18 protein-coding genes are annotated in these 15,936 nt (G+C 47.2%); 15 read left to right on the forward strand and 3 right to left on the reverse strand.

What is annotated here, in order from left to right:
* Nucleotides 1-94: 94 nt before the first annotated feature.
* Nucleotides 95-475 carry a hypothetical protein gene (locus F905_RS03310; protein WP_005177108.1) on the reverse strand — a complete coding sequence of 127 codons (381 nt, stop codon included), beginning with the start codon at nucleotides 473-475 and terminating at the stop codon, nucleotides 95-97.
* 224 nt (nucleotides 476-699) lie between these two features.
* Here F905_RS03310 and F905_RS03315 point away from each other — a divergent pair, with 224 nt between their 5' ends.
* The 14 genes from F905_RS03315 to F905_RS03380 all read left to right on the forward strand — a co-directional run bounded on the left by F905_RS03315 (nucleotide 700) and on the right by F905_RS03380 (nucleotide 13,920).
* Entirely contained in the window at nucleotides 700-1,275 is a 576-nt protein-coding gene (locus F905_RS03315) for a nitroreductase family protein (RefSeq protein ID WP_034597478.1), read from the forward strand.
* 30 nt (nucleotides 1,276-1,305) lie between these two features.
* The gene (locus tag F905_RS03320; RefSeq protein ID WP_005177113.1) at nucleotides 1,306-2,379 is read left to right on the forward strand and encodes an NAD(P)H-dependent glycerol-3-phosphate dehydrogenase; all 1,074 of its coding nucleotides are present in this window, start codon (nucleotides 1,306-1,308) and stop codon (nucleotides 2,377-2,379) included.
* An 84-nt stretch (nucleotides 2,380-2,463) separates the two neighbouring features.
* Nucleotides 2,464-2,919, forward strand: coding sequence for a SixA phosphatase family protein (locus F905_RS03325; protein WP_005177115.1), 456 nt, complete (start codon nucleotides 2,464-2,466; stop codon nucleotides 2,917-2,919).
* A 33-nt stretch (nucleotides 2,920-2,952) separates the two neighbouring features.
* Nucleotides 2,953-4,092, forward strand: a complete 1,140-nt coding sequence (gene gspL / locus F905_RS03330; RefSeq protein ID WP_034597481.1) for a type II secretion system protein GspL — start codon at nucleotides 2,953-2,955, stop codon at nucleotides 4,090-4,092.
* On the forward strand, nucleotides 4,092-4,571 hold the full coding sequence (gene gspM, locus F905_RS03335; protein WP_005177121.1) for a type II secretion system protein GspM: 480 nt from the start codon (nucleotides 4,092-4,094) through the stop codon (nucleotides 4,569-4,571). The genes gspL and gspM overlap by 1 nt, the downstream gene beginning before the upstream one ends.
* Nucleotides 4,572-4,661: 90 nt before the next feature.
* Nucleotides 4,662-5,663: a quinone-dependent dihydroorotate dehydrogenase gene (locus F905_RS03340; RefSeq protein WP_016658357.1), complete on the forward strand. Its 1,002-nt coding sequence runs from the start codon at nucleotides 4,662-4,664 to the stop codon at nucleotides 5,661-5,663.
* Nucleotides 5,664-5,667: 4 nt separating this feature from the next.
* Complete coding sequence (locus F905_RS03345) at nucleotides 5,668-6,243, forward strand: CvpA family protein (RefSeq protein WP_005177127.1); 576 nt, start codon at nucleotides 5,668-5,670, stop codon at nucleotides 6,241-6,243.
* Between the two features lie 24 nt (nucleotides 6,244-6,267).
* Entirely contained in the window at nucleotides 6,268-7,806 is a 1,539-nt protein-coding gene (gene purF, locus F905_RS03350) for an amidophosphoribosyltransferase (RefSeq protein ID WP_005177128.1), read from the forward strand.
* Between the two features lie 90 nt (nucleotides 7,807-7,896).
* A complete protein-coding gene (locus F905_RS03355; RefSeq protein ID WP_005177130.1) occupies nucleotides 7,897-9,786 on the forward strand; it encodes a M48 family metallopeptidase in 1,890 nt (629 codons plus the stop codon).
* 136 nt (nucleotides 9,787-9,922) lie between these two features.
* On the forward strand, nucleotides 9,923-10,594 hold the full coding sequence (locus F905_RS03360; RefSeq protein WP_005177134.1) for a hypothetical protein: 672 nt from the start codon (nucleotides 9,923-9,925) through the stop codon (nucleotides 10,592-10,594).
* On the forward strand, nucleotides 10,591-11,559 hold the full coding sequence (locus F905_RS03365; RefSeq protein ID WP_005177136.1) for a 2-hydroxyacid dehydrogenase: 969 nt from the start codon (nucleotides 10,591-10,593) through the stop codon (nucleotides 11,557-11,559). The genes F905_RS03360 and F905_RS03365 overlap by 4 nt, the downstream gene beginning before the upstream one ends.
* A gap of 82 nt (nucleotides 11,560-11,641) precedes the next feature.
* Entirely contained in the window at nucleotides 11,642-13,081 is a 1,440-nt protein-coding gene (locus F905_RS03370; protein WP_005177138.1) for a M48 family metalloprotease, read from the forward strand.
* A 38-nt stretch (nucleotides 13,082-13,119) separates the two neighbouring features.
* A complete protein-coding gene (locus F905_RS03375) occupies nucleotides 13,120-13,515 on the forward strand; it encodes a GFA family protein (RefSeq protein ID WP_005177142.1) in 396 nt (131 codons plus the stop codon).
* Nucleotides 13,516-13,563: 48 nt separating this feature from the next.
* On the forward strand, nucleotides 13,564-13,920 hold the full coding sequence (locus F905_RS03380) for a hypothetical protein (protein WP_034597653.1): 357 nt from the start codon (nucleotides 13,564-13,566) through the stop codon (nucleotides 13,918-13,920).
* Between the two features lie 117 nt (nucleotides 13,921-14,037).
* Here the strand turns inward: F905_RS03380 and F905_RS03385 are convergent, their stop codons facing one another.
* Both F905_RS03385 and rpsU read right to left on the reverse strand, forming a co-directional pair.
* Nucleotides 14,038-14,484, reverse strand: a complete 447-nt coding sequence (locus F905_RS03385) for a GatB/YqeY domain-containing protein (RefSeq protein ID WP_005177146.1) — start codon at nucleotides 14,482-14,484, stop codon at nucleotides 14,038-14,040.
* 33 nt (nucleotides 14,485-14,517) lie between these two features.
* A complete protein-coding gene (gene rpsU, locus F905_RS03390) occupies nucleotides 14,518-14,733 on the reverse strand; it encodes a 30S ribosomal protein S21 (protein WP_001136722.1) in 216 nt (71 codons plus the stop codon).
* A 147-nt stretch (nucleotides 14,734-14,880) separates the two neighbouring features.
* Here rpsU and tsaD point away from each other — a divergent pair, with 147 nt between their 5' ends.
* Entirely contained in the window at nucleotides 14,881-15,897 is a 1,017-nt protein-coding gene (gene tsaD, locus F905_RS03395) for a tRNA (adenosine(37)-N6)-threonylcarbamoyltransferase complex transferase subunit TsaD (RefSeq protein ID WP_005177148.1), read from the forward strand.
* Nucleotides 15,898-15,936 lie beyond the last annotated feature (39 nt).

Genomic DNA, 15,936 nt, shown 5'->3' on the forward strand with positions numbered 1-15,936 from the left:
GTTGCTGAGGCAGCTACCCGCATCAAAATGAAAAAATGGATCAGCTCCAAAGGACCTGATCTATTTTTTATTGCATCTTTTGATTACGTTCAGATTAGTTGGCCTGACAGCGGAAGGTGAGTACGGTCTGATAATCATCATCCTGTGCCAGCTGGGCATTACGACCCGAGATGGTGCCGAGCACAGTCGCGGCAGCCTGAATCATCTGTCCGGTCTGTTCATCGACCACGCCTTTTAAAGCGCCGTTATAAGTGGTCTGTTCATCGACCACCACCGGTGTAGCGCGGCTACCACAGGTTTTGTTGGCCGCACTAATCGCATTGTTTTTGGAGATGATATTGCTTTTACCTAAACCGGTGACTTCGTACTGATTATTTTCTTTCTGAATTGCCAGCGAAGAGGTCGGGTTTGAAGCACAGGCGGTCAAAAATAGCGCAGCGGTGGCTGCAGCACTTAAACCAATCAGCTTGTTCATGTGTGGTCCCCATATTTTATTTGTTGAATCAGTCATCTATCTAAACATATCTGCACTTTTAGAGTTTGTAGAAGCTGTAAAGAAATGCAGTTTTATATAGTGGCTCTGTGACAGACAAGCCGGCCATTAAAACTCAGGATTTATACAAATAACCCAACGCAAATAGAGTAAATTCTGTGGTTTATGCTAATCTTGAGGCAGATTTTATAGATAGATATAAGCCAATGACGGATACAATGGAAGCTACGGTTCATCAGAATATTCATCAACGTCAGTCGATTGGGCATCTGGTCGAGCCGGCACCGAATGCAGCGCAGCTGGAGCGTGCCTTTCAGGCAGCCTTGACCGCGCCTGATCATCATCGTTTAAAACCGACCCGTTTTGTGGTGATTCCGGCAGAGCGCCGCGAAGCTTTTGGCGAGTTGCTGGTACAGGCTCTGGCCGATTTAGGCCAGACCGATGCGGTGCAGCTGGAACGTGTGAAACATCATCCTTTCCGGGCGCCATTACTGGTGCTGGCACTGACCAAATTCCAGCCGCATCCTAAAGTTCCGGATTTTGAGCAGACCTTAAGTACCGGGGCGGCGGTACAGAATTTCCTGCTGTCTTTACAGGCACAAGGCTTTGCCAGCATGTGGCGCAGTGGTGCTGTAGTGGAATCAAAATTATTGAAAAAAGCTTTGAAATTAAATGAAGATGATTTAATTTCAGGCATCATCTATATTGGAACTGCCGCAAAAGCGATTGCGCCGCGTGCGGACATTCAGACTGACGCCTATGTCAGTTACTGGACGGAATAAGCATCGCATACGGCTGAGGATATAAAAATAATGTCAGAATTGAATTTTGCCAGTCTGGTAGAACCGGTCAATATTGATCAGAAAACCGCATTAAGAATTACCGTCTTGGGTGGGGGCAGTTTTGGTACCGCCATGGCCAATACCGCGGTGCGTAACGGCTGCGATACCATGATCTGGATTCGGGATGAAGCCACCGCTGAAGAAATTAACCGCACTCATATCAATAAACGCTATTTGCCAGATTTTCCTTTAGAGCCGGGCTTAAAAGCAGTATCGGATCTGGAACTGGCGGTGCGCGACCGAGATATTATTCTGGTCGCCATTCCAAGTCATTCTTTTCGTGATGTGCTGAAGCAGATTAAGCCGTTTATCACCTCGCAAGCGGTGGTGTCCCTGACCAAGGGTATTGAGGCCAAAACCTTCTGCTTTATGAGCGATATTATTCGCGCCGAATTGCCGGAAGTGCCGTATGGGGTGCTGTCTGGCCCGAACCTGGCCAAAGAAATTGTAGCCGGGCAGCCTGCCGGAACCGTGATTGCCAGCCAGTCAGAACTGGTACGTTATGCGGTGCAGCAGGCACTCCATAGTGCTTTATTCCGTGTATTCGGTAGTGATGATGTACACGGGGTGGAACTTGGTGGGGCGTTAAAAAATATTTATGCCGTGGCCATGGGCATGGCCGCCGCGTATAACGTCGGTGAAAATACCAAAAGTATGATTTTAACCCGTGCTTTAGCTGAAATGAGCCGTTTTGCGGTCAAGCTGGGCGCCAACCCGCTGACATTCTTAGGTCTGTCAGGTGTCGGTGATTTATTTGCCACCTGCAGCAGTCCACTGAGTCGTAACTATCAGGTCGGGTTTGCACTGGGCAAAGGCAAAACCCTGGAACAGGCCACACAGGAACTGGGCCAGACCGCAGAAGGGATTAATACCATTGTGCAGGTCAAAGCGCGTTCTGAAGAGCTGGATGTGTATATGCCAATTACCAGCGCCTTGTATGATGTAATTTATGAAGGACAGCCGCCGCTGACGATTGCACTGGCACTCATGAAAAATGGCCATCGTAGTGATGTAGAGTTTGTATTGCCGCATCATGAGGTATAAATTGGTTAAAATATGACAGTTTGATGAACCGAACTGTCATATTTACTGCTTATAATACGGACAAAATGAAATAAGGAAATGTATATGCAATTGACCCTAGTGCGTCATGGTGAAGCTTCACCACCCGTGCATGGTAATGATATTAAACGTCCCCTGACCGAACGTGGGCATACCCAGGCACAGCAAACGGCAGAGTATTTAAAAGATCTGATCCGTCCGGATGTGTTTGTGGTTAGTCCGCTGTTACGTGCCCAGGAAACGCTGGCGCATATCCAGACCTATTTTAAAGATGTGCCTGTGGTGATCTGCAATACCATTAAACCGGATGATGATGCGACTCAGGCTGTTGAGTGGTTATCGCATTTGCCTTATGAATCAATTGCCGTGGTGTGTCATATGAATGTGGTGGCACATATTGCAGAGCAGTTAACTGGGGAATCTTTCCATCCTTATGCGCTGGCAGAAGCGCGTATTTATGAGCAGGCGGTTATTGCTGCAGGTTTATCGACACAAATAAAAAGTTTTATTCCAGACGCATAACAACACACTTTATTTCATGGCAGTACAATAACAATGTTGCAAATATGGATGCCGGAAGCCAATGGGGTTTGGCAATGGTCGAGCGGGGAGTACTGGGTTCAGGCCAATACCCTGGAAGACCTGATTCAGGCGATACAGCTTCATCAGGGTGAAGAAGCAGTGGTGTATTTTCCGAGCCGGGATATACAGATGCTGCAACAGCAGATGAGCAAGGCCCAATACAAGCAGCTGGGGCCAGACGGAATTAAATTCCTGCTAGAAGAATTTGTGATATTGCCAATTGATGCCATGAAAGTGCTGCATCATTTTCAGCAGCCGGACCGCCTGACTTTACTTGGTGTGGCGCAAAGCCATGTCGAAACCTTGCAACATGCTTTGGCGCTATTGCCGGTCAAAGTCACGGCCTTATTGCCAGACTTTTTATTGCTGCCAGTGCCTGAGCCTGATCATATTGTGCTGGCCAATGTCTGTGGCCGGTTGCTGGTACGTGAAAATGAATATCTGGGCAGCTCGGTCGATGATCTGGCTTTATTTCTGGATTATCAGGCGCCTGAACAGCGTTATCAGATCAGTAATTTTACCGCCGAACAGATGCACAGTATTGAGGCTATCAGCACGCATGAGCAGTTAAGCTCTTTCCATTATGAAGTGCCGGTGCTGAAAAAAGTCAAACAGCATCCTTTTAATATTTTACCCAAAGCCAAAAGTGAATCGGGCATTTCGGGTTACTGGAAAGCCTGTGCTGCGGTGTTTTTGGGGATTCTGGTGGTGCAGTTCAGTTATGATGCCACGCGCTGGTATCAGTATAAAAAAGTTGCGAATCAGACCGCGGTGCAGGCGATTGACCAGTTTAAATACTGGTTTGGGCAAAACTATCCGGTCACCGAGCAAAATATTAAAAGCCAGTTTGAATATCAGTTAAAACAAAGCCAGACTGCCGATACCCAGGCCTTACAGCTGCTCAGTCGGATCGGGCCGGTATTGATGCAGAATCAGATTGTGGCCAGACGGGTCAATTATGATCTGTCCAGTCTGAATATGGAATTACAGGCCAGCTCTGCAGCCAGCTTGCAGGCATTGACCCAGCAATTAAACCAGCTGGGCTTTAAAGTCGAGCTAGGTAATATTCAACCGGCCGCCAACGGCGCAATCGGACTGGTGAAAGTACAATAATGAAAGCAGTAGAAAAAATTCAGCAGCGTTGGGATCAGTCGCTGGAAAAATTAAATGACTATCTAGATACGCTCAGTGTGCGTGAACGGATCATGGTGATTTTTACCGGTATTTTTGTACTGGTAGCCGCCATCGGATCGGCGCTGTGGTATATGCACGGCGCGGCAGATCAGCAGCAAAAACGGCTCAATACCTTAAAAGATCTGGTGGTGTGGATGCAAAGCAACGCCGTGACCATGAAGCCGGCCGGGGATGTACAGCTCAGCAGTCTGGAAAAAGTACAGCGCGTGGCACAGCAGCAGGGTTTATCGGTTGCATCGCAGCAGTCGGGTGAAAAAATTCAAATTGTAAGCAGTCATGCACAATATTCAGTGCTGGCCAATTTCCTGACCCAGCTGGCACAAATGGGATTAAGCATTGAAAAAATGGAATTAATTTCCGAAGCCGGGCAGATTAAATTAACGGCGACAGTGCAATAACCGGTAAAAATAAACAATGGTCAAGCATGGTGTTTTCAACAATCTGGGCCTATAATAGGCCGACTTAAAAAGCCGTAGACTTTTGCCGATATGTTGTATTCTCTTGCCCGCCCTTTGTTGTTTTCTTTGGCACCGGAGCGTGCACATGAGCTCACATTATCTTTATTAAAATCAGGTCATAAAATGGGCCTGATGCGTCAGCAGGTGGCAGCAAAACCGGTCACCTGTATGGGTATTGAATTCCCGAATCCGGTAGGTCTGGCTGCAGGCCTGGACAAAAATGGTGCCTATATTGATGCACTGGCCGCTCTAGGTTTTGGTTTTATTGAAATTGGTACCATCACCCCGCGTCCACAAGCCGGTAATCCACATCCGCGTCTGTTCCGTTTACCGCAGGCCAAAGCCATTATTAACCGCATGGGCTTTAATAATGATGGTGTTGACAAGCTGATTGAAAACGTCAAGGCCGCCAAGTTTAAAGGCGTACTGGGGATTAATATTGGTAAAAATGCCGATACCCCGGTAGAAAAAGCGGTTGATGATTATCTGATCTGTTTAGAAAAAGTTTATAATTACGCCTCTTATATTACGGTCAATATCTCATCACCAAACACCAAGAATTTGCGTAGTCTGCAAAGCGGCGATGCCCTGACCGAGCTGTTGCAAACCTTGAAACAGCGTCAGTTGGCGTTGGCCGAAGAGCATCAGCATTATGTACCGTTGGTGCTGAAAGTTGCGCCAGATTTAGAACCATCCGATATTGAATTTATTGCCCAGCAATTACTGCAATTTAAAATTGATGGTTTAATTGTGACCAATACCACCTTGTCTCGTGAAGGGGTAGAGAATTTGCCACATGGCGATGAAGCAGGTGGTTTATCGGGTGCGCCAGTATTTGAAAAGAGTACCGCGTGTCTGGCAGCCTTTGCCAAAACTTTAGAGGGCAAAATTCCTTTAATTGGTGTTGGTGGTATTCTTTCGGGTGAGCAGGCAGTTGCGAAACGCAATGCCGGTGCAACTTTGGTACAAGTGTATAGCGGTTTGGTCTATACTGGCCCGGAACTTGTGAAAGATTGTGTAGACGCACTTTAAAGTCATGAACGCCATCGATATCTTTATACTGATTATTCTGCTCATTGGAGGGCTTAACGGTTTGCGTCAAGGATTTATTAAAGCCTTTGCGAACTTGGTCGGTTGGATTTTTGCCCTGATTGTGGCGGCAAAATATGCTTCCGTTCTAGCGCCTTCAATGACCGCTCTCAGTGCTGATCCGGTGGTTCAGAAAATTGCGGCCTTTGCTTTTATTGTGTTGGTGATTGTGGTGCTGACCTGGATGGTGAGCGCATTATTAAACCGCATCTTGAAATCGCTGAAACTGGGTCCATTAAATCGTTTAGCCGGTGGTGCGTTTGGTACCCTCAAAGGTCTGCTGATTGTGCTAATTACCATTCAGGGCATTGGGCCGTGGGTCGAAAGTTCGCCGCACTGGAAACAGTCCAAATTTATTCAAACCCTTTTACCTTATGCGCCTTGGGCCACACAAATGTCCAAAGATGCCGCCAATGAGGCTTTACAGCACATCAAATCAGAAGATGCTCCGAAATCTTCTGGTTCTTCATCTGAACCTGAACGAAAGGGCGCAGATGAGTCAACGAATAATCCTTTTTATTAATCCTAGCTGGTCTGCGAGGTTGCTATGTGTGGAGTAGTTGGTATAGCTGGTAAATCACCTGTTAACCAAATGTTGTTTGATGCATTAACGATGTTACAACATCGGGGACAAGATGCAGCTGGGATTGTCACTTGCCATGAAGGTCGCTTGTTCTTGCGTAAAGACAACGGCATGGTGCGTGATGTATTCCATACCCGTCACATGCGTGCCTTGCTGGGCAACTACGGGATTGGTCATGTGCGTTATCCGACGGCAGGTTCATCTAGCAGTGCAGAAGCGCAGCCGTTTTATGTGAACTCGCCGTACGGTATTACGCTGGCGCATAACGGTAATCTGACCAATGCCGAAGAAATTCATGAAGACCTGTTCAAGACTGATTTACGTCACATGAATACCGATTCAGATTCAGAAGTACTGTTAAACGTTTTTGCCCATGAATTACAAAAACGCGGCAAGCTGGAGCCGGCAGCAGAAGATATCTTCCATGCGGTAACGCGTGTGCATGAGCGTTGTAAAGGAGCTTATGGCGTGGTGGCCATGGTGACCGGTCAAGGGATTGTGGGCTTCCGTGACCCGCATGGGATTCGTCCGTTAATTTACGGTTCGCGTGAAACCGATGAAGGCATGGAATACATCATTGCCTCTGAATCGGTGGCAATTACGGCACTGGGCTTTAAAGTCGAGCGTGACCTGGCACCGGGTGAAGCCATCTTCATTGACTCTAACGGCCAGATGTTTACCCAGCAGTGTGCGGCGCAATCTGAATATCATCCATGTATTTTTGAATATGTGTATTTCGCGCGTCCAGATGCGACCATTGATGGTATTTCGGTATACAAAGCCCGTTTAAAAATGGGTGAGAAGCTGGCGCAAAAAATCCTGCGTGAATGGGGTGAGGAACACGATATTGATGTCGTGATTCCAATTCCAGATACTTCGCGTACTTCGGCCTTGGAACTGGCCAACACCTTAGGTGTTAAATTCCGTGAAGGCTTTATGAAAAACCGTTATATCGGTCGTACCTTCATTATGCCAGGTCAGCAGCAGCGTAAAAAATCGGTACGTCAAAAGCTGAACCCGGTTGAGCTGGAATTTAAAGGCAAGAATGTGTTACTGGTAGATGACTCGATTGTGCGTGGTACCACCTGTAACGAAATTATCCAGATGGCACGTGACGCTGGTGCCAAACGCGTATTCTTCGCTTCAGCGGCACCGATGGTGAAATATCCAAACGTGTATGGTATTGATATGCCGGCTAAATCTGAGTTGATCGCCTCTAGCCGTAGCGTCGAAGAAATTCGTGAAATTATTGGTGCTGACCGTCTGATTTTCCAGGATCTGGAAGATTTGAAAGCTGCAGTACGTACCCATAAAGTGCCAGAAGTGAATGATTTCGATTGCTCGGTGTTTGATGGGGTTTATGTCGCAGGCGGTATTGATGAAGCCTATCTGGATAATCTTCAGCAAAAACGCAGCGATACAGCTAAAAAGAAAAAAGACAATTATATCGATGTGAATATTGATGCTGCATCGGTAGATTTGACCGGTTTGAAAGAAGAATAATTCTTGTAAAACTGGCAGGAAAAGCGGGAAATTCCCGCTTTTTTCATTTATGATGTCGCCTAAAGACAATGTAATTTAAGGAAATTTACATTGAAAGATGTAGGTTACTACTTTATTAAAAACAAGAATATGATGTGGTCTGCAAGCCTGTGTCTGCTTGCGGTCATCCTGACCATTTTTATTTTAAATACTGTACTGGGTTTGCTGGTGCATTATATTGATGCTTCGCAGTCCATTTACTGGCATAGCTTAAGTCCTTATCTGGTCGCGGTACTGCTGTCTTTAATGGGCATTTCCATTGCCATTGAATTATATATTTTCCGTTCTGGCGGCCACTCACTGGCCAAGCAGCTGTGTGCACGTCGTTTAAGCCTGATTGAAAGCACGCCGGAAGAAAGTGTTGCCTTAAAAATTACCGAACAGCTGGCCGATACCTTCGCGATTGATACGCCGGCGCTGTATGTCCTGCCGGATGAGGTCGGGGTAAATGCACTGACCGCCGGTTTTTATCCACGCGATATTGCGATTATTCTGACCTGGGGCGCCTTGCAAAACCTGGATGAGCAGGAACTGTATGGCTTGCTCAGTCATGAGTTTCATCAAATTTTAAGTGGTGAAACTGCGGAAAATACCAAGCTGAAAATTCTCTACAGCAGCCTGACCACGTTTAGCCAGTGGGGCAGTAAAGTGGCCAAACTCGGCTTTGGCAAGCAGTATTACAACACCGCTTATGCACCTGCCACGCCTTTTGTTGCACTGGGCGGCATGATCTGGCTGATTGGCAGCTTAGGCATGCTGATTACCCGTTTTATTAAATATTTAAACCTGAGCGGGCGTACCTTTAAAAACGACCTGAAAACCAAACGTTTAATCCAGAACAATGCCAATATTCAAACCCTGCTCAGGATTTATGTGCACCATGCCGGTTCGCAAATTCACAGTGAATATTCGGAATCAATTGCGCATATGTGTTTTGCCAACTCGCTGAGTCCGCAAAGCTGGTTGAATATCCATCCGAGTATTGATGCGCGGATTTATGAGTTAAATCCGGCACTGGTGCAGGATCTACAACTGGAAAATTTAAAAAAGCTGCGCAGTCAGCCCTGGTTTGGTCTGTTTCGTTCACTGGAAGAGGTCAACGGTGAATATTATGCGCCGTGGAGTTCGCCGCAACCTTTGCCTTTATTGCGATTATCCCCGATTAGCTTTGCCATTAAAGATGCAATCAAGCCGCTGAAACCGGAAATCCGCCGTAATATGCCGCGTCCGGAACTGATCCAGCGTGCCTTGCAGACGGCCACTGGTTCGCGGGAAGTGATGATGGCGATTTTAATGATTCGCCAATACCGCGAATTTATTCCGCCTGAAGTAGAAGTCAGCCGTGCCATTGTCGATGCCTTGTTAAATCTGGATGGTCGGGTGCATATCTCCATTTTTCTGGAAGCCTGCCAGAATATTGGCGGCATGCCGGCCAGTATCGGGCGGCAGTTCTTGACCAAGCTGGCCAAAATTATTCAGGAAGATGGGGAAATTGGCCTGTTAGATGCCTTGCTGCTGGAGCGGGTCAAATCTGAGTTGAACCTGCTGCCGCTGCATACCCCGACGGCGTTGGATGAAGTTAAACCGCAAATTGTGCGTTTAATTGATGCCTTATTGCATGTCCAGCAGATCAATAGCGGCAACCAGCTGGAAGTACGGGAAAAAATTTTACAGCGCGTGCTGACACCGTATGAGATGTCGCTGTATGAAGAAATTTCTGATGAGCCAATTGATCTGGCAGAAATTCTGAATGATATGGCCGGGCTGTTGTTGCGTGACCGTTTAAGTATTCTGGGTATTGCTGAAGCCTGTTTGTGGAATGACCGGATTATCACTCAGGATGAGCTGGATGTACTGGAGCTGCTGTACTGGCGTTTAGGCTTTGCCACCGAAGAAATGGTCGAGCGTATGCAGAAGAAAAACAGTTTAATGATTATCTAAGCACTCTATTTCTGAGTGCGGTAGGCGGATCGAGTCATCCTCATTGAGCAGCTTTAATATGACTGGATGCAGAAAGCACAGCAAAACCGGACTAATCCGGCTAGAATAGCCCTATGGACATAAGTGACGATAGCAGATGATTGGGCATCAACGTGAGATTTTGGCAAGTTTGGGAATTGATATATGGATTCCCCGGGACGCTGCATCTCAAAATTTGCCCACATCTTCCTTATGGCGAGATCAGGCCCCGGCAGAACTGCTGACTGAAATTGTCATGCCGGCAGCTGTCGCGGCGACAGTACCTCAAGATATTGCCTTACAATTCAGACAGCCTGTTGCGGAACCACAAGTCTCTCCGCAAGAGAATCCAGTCGAAAGCCCGGCAGAACCTGTCACGCCTGCGGCTCTGGTTGAAGTGCAGCCTGCCTTACAGATTGATGCATTCCATTTACAAGCCATTGCTACAAAACAATATACGATTGTGCTGGATGCCACCCACATCAATGAGTCGCAGCAACAGTTATGGCGTAATATCCAGCGTGCGGCACAGGCAGAATTTTTTGAGCTGAATTGGCCCTTTGCTTTGCCTGAGCTGCAAGATGGCCGGGCGGTCTCGGTGTATGTGCAAGGTTTTCTAGATGCGATTGCACTGGAGAAAAAGATCATTGTGCTGGGGCAATTGCCTCATTTACAGTTAACGCAAGCTACAGCGTTGCCCGCTTTGGCCGAGATGCTAGAACAGCCCCTATTGAAAAAACAGCTATGGCAGGCTATGCAAGATAAAAAACACATGACGGATCAGGAATGAAACAAAAAGTTATCGCATTTAGTCAGGTTGATCAGGACGTTTTAAGCCAGCTGAAACAGCAGTATGACGTGGTAGAAATTAGCCCGAAACTGGGTGATGTTAATGAGCAGATTCGTACTCATGTCCAAGATGCTGATGGCATGATTGGTGCGGGGCGTTTGCTCAATGCCTCTAACCTGACGGGTGCGCGCCGTCTTAAAGTGGTTTCCAGTATCAGTGTCGGTTATGACAATTATGATGTGGACTATCTGACGGAGCAAAAGATTTATCTGTGCCATACACCGCATGTGTTAACCGAAACCACTGCTGATTTAGCTTTTAGTCTGTTAATGGGAGCCGCGCGTCAGCTGGCCTATCTGGATCGCTGGACCAAACAGGGCGAATGGAAACGTACCGTTGGCCCGGCCCAGTTCGGTCAGGATATTCATGGTAAAACTTTAGGGATTATTGGTCTGGGGAATATTGGTGCGGCCATTGCCCGTCGTGGGCGCTATGGCTTTCACATGAATATTCTGTACCATAACCGCCGCGAAAATCTGGCGCAGGCACAACCCTTAAATGCGCAATATCGCAGTCTGGATGAGCTGCTACAACAGTCGGACTATGTAGTGGTCGCGGTGGATTTAAACGCCGACTCGACCGCTTTAATTGGTGCGCGTGAATTTGAGCTGATGCAAAAGCATGCGGTATTTGTGAATATTGCCCGTGGTTCCGTGGTCAATGAACAGGCCTTAATTGAAGCGCTGAAACAGCAGAAAATTTTTGCGGCCGGTCTGGATGTCTATGAAAAAGAACCGCTGCAAAGTTCGGAGCTCTTTAATCTGGACAATGTGGTGACCTTGCCGCATATTGGTTCGGCGACGGCAGAAACCCGTAAAAAAATGGCCTGGCTGGCCTATAAAAATCTGGTGGATGTGCTGGAAGGCCGGCAGCCGGGCTACGCGGTGAATGGCGGATTTGCGTAAAACTTCCTAACACTTCGTTGCATATTTCTTCGATATTGAATGCTATATTCAAGACACGAGCAGATAATTTGAGAACGGCAATTTGAAACGGTTGTTTTTAGCAGGTAGTTTAGGCCTGCTTACAGCATTCACTTCGACACATGGGGCAAACTTCACCACTTCACCACAATTTAATGTGCCAGAAATTGGCGCAGGGGTGGGGCTGATCGATCAGCAAAAAGAACGCATGATTGGTGAAAAAGTCTATCGTGAAGTGCAGCGTCAAATGCCGGTGGCGCAAAATCCGTGGCTGGAAGACCAGCTGTTCTCGGTCTTCTCGCATCTGCTCAGCCAGACCCAAATGGGCCAGCCCATTGGTCTGCTCATTATTAATGATCCGCAAATTAATGCCTTTGCCGTGCCAGGCGGTCTATTTGCCTTAAATACCGGTCTGGTGACTTCTGCGCGTAATATGGATGAAGTGGCAGGGGTGATGGCGCATGAAATTGCCCACGTGACCCAGCGTCATTATAGCCGTTCACAGGAAGCTTTTAAGGGACAGGGTCTGCTGGCACTAGCAGGTGTGCTGGTGGGTGCATTGGTGGCATCCCAGGCCGATGGTGATGCCGGTGCTGCCGTAATGATGGGTTCACAGGCTGCATTAATGGATAAGCAGCTGACCTATAGCCGTAATCAGGAACGTGAAGCCGACCGGATTGGCATGCAATATATGTATACCGCCGGTTATAACCCGCAAAGCATGGCTGATTTTTTTGAGGTAATGCACCGTGCCACCAGCCGGGTCAGTTTCCTGCCAGATTTCTGGTTTACCCATCCACTAACCACAGAACGGATGAGTGAAGCGCGTTTACGTGCCAACCAGTTGCCACGGGTGAAATCATCATTACGTGATGAAGAATTTGATATTTTAAAACAGTACACCTTGGTGGTATCCAATCAGGCGACAGAGCAGCAATTGCAGGTGCTGGCCAGCCGCAATAACTTTGCTGCACAACTGGCTTTAGCGGCCTTTTATACCCGGCAGGGAGATTATGCCTTGGCACAGCAAACGCTGGACCAGGCCAAAAATCATCGCCGTTTACATCATCTTATTAGCTTAATTCAAACTGACATCTATTTAGGGCAGAATAAGCTGAGTGAGGCTTATAAAGTCATCAGTTCGCCTGCGCGGATTATGCCGGAGAACCGGGCCTTGAATTACAAGCTGGCTGAAGTGCTGATCCGGCAGAATCAGCCGGCTGAAGCACAGGCACTGGTGCAAAAGTTCCTGAACAGGAACGAGCGTGATTTAAGTGCCTGGCGTTTGATGCAGCAGGCCGCCAATATTGATCGTAGTTCGCCATTACGCACGGTGAATGTATTGCGTTATCGTGCAGAACTGCAATACTGGTCCGGATGGGAGGAAGAGGCAATTAAATCCTTGCTGCATGCCCAGCGTCTGGCCAAAGACAATCAGGCCATGACTGCCAAACTGAAAACACGTACCACAGAAATGCAGCGGGAACGACAGCTCAAAATTTAACAGCATGAAAAATCATAATAACAATAAGGAGAACAATGATGTTACAGGGACAATGTTTATGCGGGCTGGTGTATTACCATTATCAGGCCGAGCTGGAAAAGACCATTTTATGTTTTTGCCAGCATTGCCAGCGTGCGCAGGGGGCCATGCTGGGCTGGAATAGCCCGATTGATCAATCCAAATTTCAAATTGTACGCGGACAGCAATATTTAAAAGAATATTTTCACAGTCCGAATAAGGCGCGGGTGTTTTGTCAGGAATGTGGTAGCCCGATTTATTCTTATCGTTTAGATTTACCAGGGATTCTGCGTTTGCGTTTGGGAACGGTGACTGAAGGCTATGTGCCGGCGCCGACCGAACAGGCTTTTGCGCATCGAAAACCGCAGTTTTTGCAAGTCAGTCTGCTGGAAACCTCTGTAAGGCATGGGGTTTAAAATGCTAGAATTCTGGCTCTTGGCTAAATAATGATTTTAAATAACGCGATGAAAAAATTATGGATGGGCATATTGCTCTGGGGGAGTCTGTCTGTGGTCCAGGCAGCGAGTGTGGAGCAGTATGTACTGGCGGTTGAGCAGATTAACCAGAGTTATAAGCAGCAGACCCGGCAGTTTTTAAAGGGCTTGAATCCGCAGCAATCGGGTTTTAGTCCGGCGCAGCAACAGCAGTTTTGTGGCATTGTGCAGAATTATATTGATCAGCTGTATAGCGCTGCAGATGAAAACCGTGCCTATCTGGATCCGCAATATCGCCACATGACCAAGCAGGATGTGGCCCAGCAGGTGTATTCATCTAAAGAAATGCAGATGCTGAAAAAATATCAGGTCAATTGTGCACACTGATAGAAGTGACTCAAGAACTGCTTAAAACTTTAGGCAGTTTTTTTATTTTCGGGAAAATAAACTGATACAGCTGTTGATGCTGTTCGGGGAGGAAGTGAGGCGTATGCCTGACTTGAATTAGCTTAATTTGGCTTTAATTTTGGCAGATACTTGTGCAGGATCGGCGCGCCCGGCTATGAGCGGACGCAGAGAATTCATCACCTTACCCATATCTTTCATGCTAGTAGCTTCTTGCGCTGCAATCGTTTGCGCAATGATGGAATCAAGTTCTTCCTCAGTCATAGCTTCTGGTAGAAACTGAGATAACACCTCAATTTCGGCTTGTTCCTTACTAGCTAAATCTTCTCGGCCAGCACCTTCAAAGGCTTTAACCGATTCTTTACGTTGTTTAATTTGCTTTTCAATGACCGCAAGAACCTGAGCATCGTCAAGCTCTTTGCGCTCATCGACTTCGATTTGCTTAATTGCCGCCTGTAGACTACGAATGACCGTTAACTTGTCCATTTCTTTAGCGCGCATTGTCGCTTTCAAAACGTCAGTAATCTGGCTTTTTAAAGTAGTCATGTTTTAATCCAGGCAGTCAATCACAAATTAATCTTAGTAAAGGCGAGTAGTACGTACTGATTCACGCGCCAATTTCTTTTGGTAGCGTTTAACAGCAGCAGCTTTTTTGCGCTTACGTTCTTGAGTTGGTTTTTCGTAGAATTCACGCTTACGTACGTCAGCTAAAACACCTGCTTTTTCGCAAGAACGTTTGAAACGACGGATAGCTACGTCTACTGGTTCGCCTTCTTTCAATTTAACTTGTGGCATGAAGAATCCTCATTAAGTTATGGATAAGATCTGGGGCCGAATTGCCCTCGATCACAAGTGAAGGTCAGTATTTTACTCATTTACATCTCATATCACAAGTCTATAATAGTTCCCGCAATAAATTTGATACAGGTTATAGGCAGTTTAATGATCGTTTTAGGCTTAGAAACATCGTGTGATGAAACAGGACTCGCGCTGTACGACAGTGAGTTGGGTTTACGCGGACAGGTGCTGTATAGCCAGATCAAACTGCATGCCGAATATGGCGGCGTGGTGCCAGAACTGGCCTCACGGGACCATGTGCGTAAACTGATTCCATTAATGAACGAACTGCTTGAGCAAAGCGGTGTGAAAAAATCGGATATTGATGCCGTGGCCTATACCCGCGGTCCGGGCCTGATGGGCGCCTTGATGACCGGGGCTCTATTTGGCCGTACCTTGGCATTTGCCTTAAATAAACCTGCGATTGGCGTGCATCATATGGAAGGGCATATGCTGGCACCGTTATTGTCTGCAACGCCGCCTGAATTTCCATTTGTTGCACTTCTGGTTTCAGGGGGGCATTCACAGCTGATGGCCGCGTATGGCATTGGTCAGTATGAACTGCTGGGTGAGTCAATTGACGATGCGGCCGGTGAAGCTTTTGATAAAGTGGCCAAGATGATGGGCTTGCCGTATCCGGGTGGGCCGAATATTGCCAAACTGGCCGAGCAGGGTGATCCGAATGCTTTTGCTTTCCCGCGTCCGATGCTGCATCAGGATTTAACCTTTTCCTTTAGTGGTTTAAAAACTGCCGTTTCGGTGCAGATGAAGAAACTCGGTGATGAAAACCGTGATGCCGATATTGCCGCCAGTTTCCAGGAAGCGATTGTAGATACTTTGGTAAAAAAATCGGTGAAAGCATTAAAACAGACCGGTTTAAAACGTCTGGTGATTGCTGGTGGCGTGAGTGCTAACAAGCGCTTGCGTGAACGTCTGGAAGCTGATTTAGCCAAGATTAAGGCTACTGTTTATTATGCAGAGCCTGCACTGTGTACCGATAACGGCGCCATGATTGCCTTTGCCGGTTATCAGCGTTTAAAAGCAGGGCAGCAGGATGGTTTGTCTGTGACCACGACTCCGCGCTGGCCGATGACGGAATTGACCAATCCAGAGCAAGTATAAAAGAGCATGTAAAAGAGGCGAAAGCCTCATTGCTGTCCC

Origin of the sequence: Acinetobacter sp. CIP 53.82 (assembly GCF_000369465.1) — a bacterium.
In the GTDB taxonomy this organism is placed as follows: Bacteria; Pseudomonadota; Gammaproteobacteria; order Pseudomonadales; family Moraxellaceae; genus Acinetobacter; species Acinetobacter indicus.

What these genes read in the sequence shown, in the direction of transcription:
- F905_RS03310 (WP_005177108.1), bottom strand. Translation starts at nt 475, where the DNA reads ATGAACAAGCTGATTGGTTTAAGTGCTGCAGCCACCGCTGCGCTATTT.
- F905_RS03315 (WP_034597478.1), top strand. Translation starts at nt 700, where the DNA reads ATGACGGATACAATGGAAGCTACGGTTCATCAGAATATTCATCAACGT.
- F905_RS03320 (WP_005177113.1), top strand. Translation starts at nt 1,306, where the DNA reads ATGTCAGAATTGAATTTTGCCAGTCTGGTAGAACCGGTCAATATTGAT.
- F905_RS03325 (WP_005177115.1), top strand. Translation starts at nt 2,464, where the DNA reads ATGCAATTGACCCTAGTGCGTCATGGTGAAGCTTCACCACCCGTGCAT.
- gspL (WP_034597481.1), top strand. Translation starts at nt 2,953, where the DNA reads ATGTTGCAAATATGGATGCCGGAAGCCAATGGGGTTTGGCAATGGTCG.
- gspM (WP_005177121.1), top strand. Translation starts at nt 4,092, where the DNA reads ATGAAAGCAGTAGAAAAAATTCAGCAGCGTTGGGATCAGTCGCTGGAA.
- F905_RS03340 (WP_016658357.1), top strand. Translation starts at nt 4,662, where the DNA reads ATGTTGTATTCTCTTGCCCGCCCTTTGTTGTTTTCTTTGGCACCGGAG.
- F905_RS03345 (WP_005177127.1), top strand. Translation starts at nt 5,668, where the DNA reads ATGAACGCCATCGATATCTTTATACTGATTATTCTGCTCATTGGAGGG.
- purF (WP_005177128.1), top strand. Translation starts at nt 6,268, where the DNA reads ATGTGTGGAGTAGTTGGTATAGCTGGTAAATCACCTGTTAACCAAATG.
- F905_RS03360 (WP_005177134.1), top strand. Translation starts at nt 9,923, where the DNA reads ATGATTGGGCATCAACGTGAGATTTTGGCAAGTTTGGGAATTGATATA.
- F905_RS03365 (WP_005177136.1), top strand. Translation starts at nt 10,591, where the DNA reads ATGAAACAAAAAGTTATCGCATTTAGTCAGGTTGATCAGGACGTTTTA.
- F905_RS03375 (WP_005177142.1), top strand. Translation starts at nt 13,120, where the DNA reads ATGTTACAGGGACAATGTTTATGCGGGCTGGTGTATTACCATTATCAG.
- F905_RS03380 (WP_034597653.1), top strand. Translation starts at nt 13,564, where the DNA reads ATGAAAAAATTATGGATGGGCATATTGCTCTGGGGGAGTCTGTCTGTG.
- F905_RS03385 (WP_005177146.1), bottom strand. Translation starts at nt 14,484, where the DNA reads ATGACTACTTTAAAAAGCCAGATTACTGACGTTTTGAAAGCGACAATG.
- rpsU (WP_001136722.1), bottom strand. Translation starts at nt 14,733, where the DNA reads ATGCCACAAGTTAAATTGAAAGAAGGCGAACCAGTAGACGTAGCTATC.
- tsaD (WP_005177148.1), top strand. Translation starts at nt 14,881, where the DNA reads ATGATCGTTTTAGGCTTAGAAACATCGTGTGATGAAACAGGACTCGCG.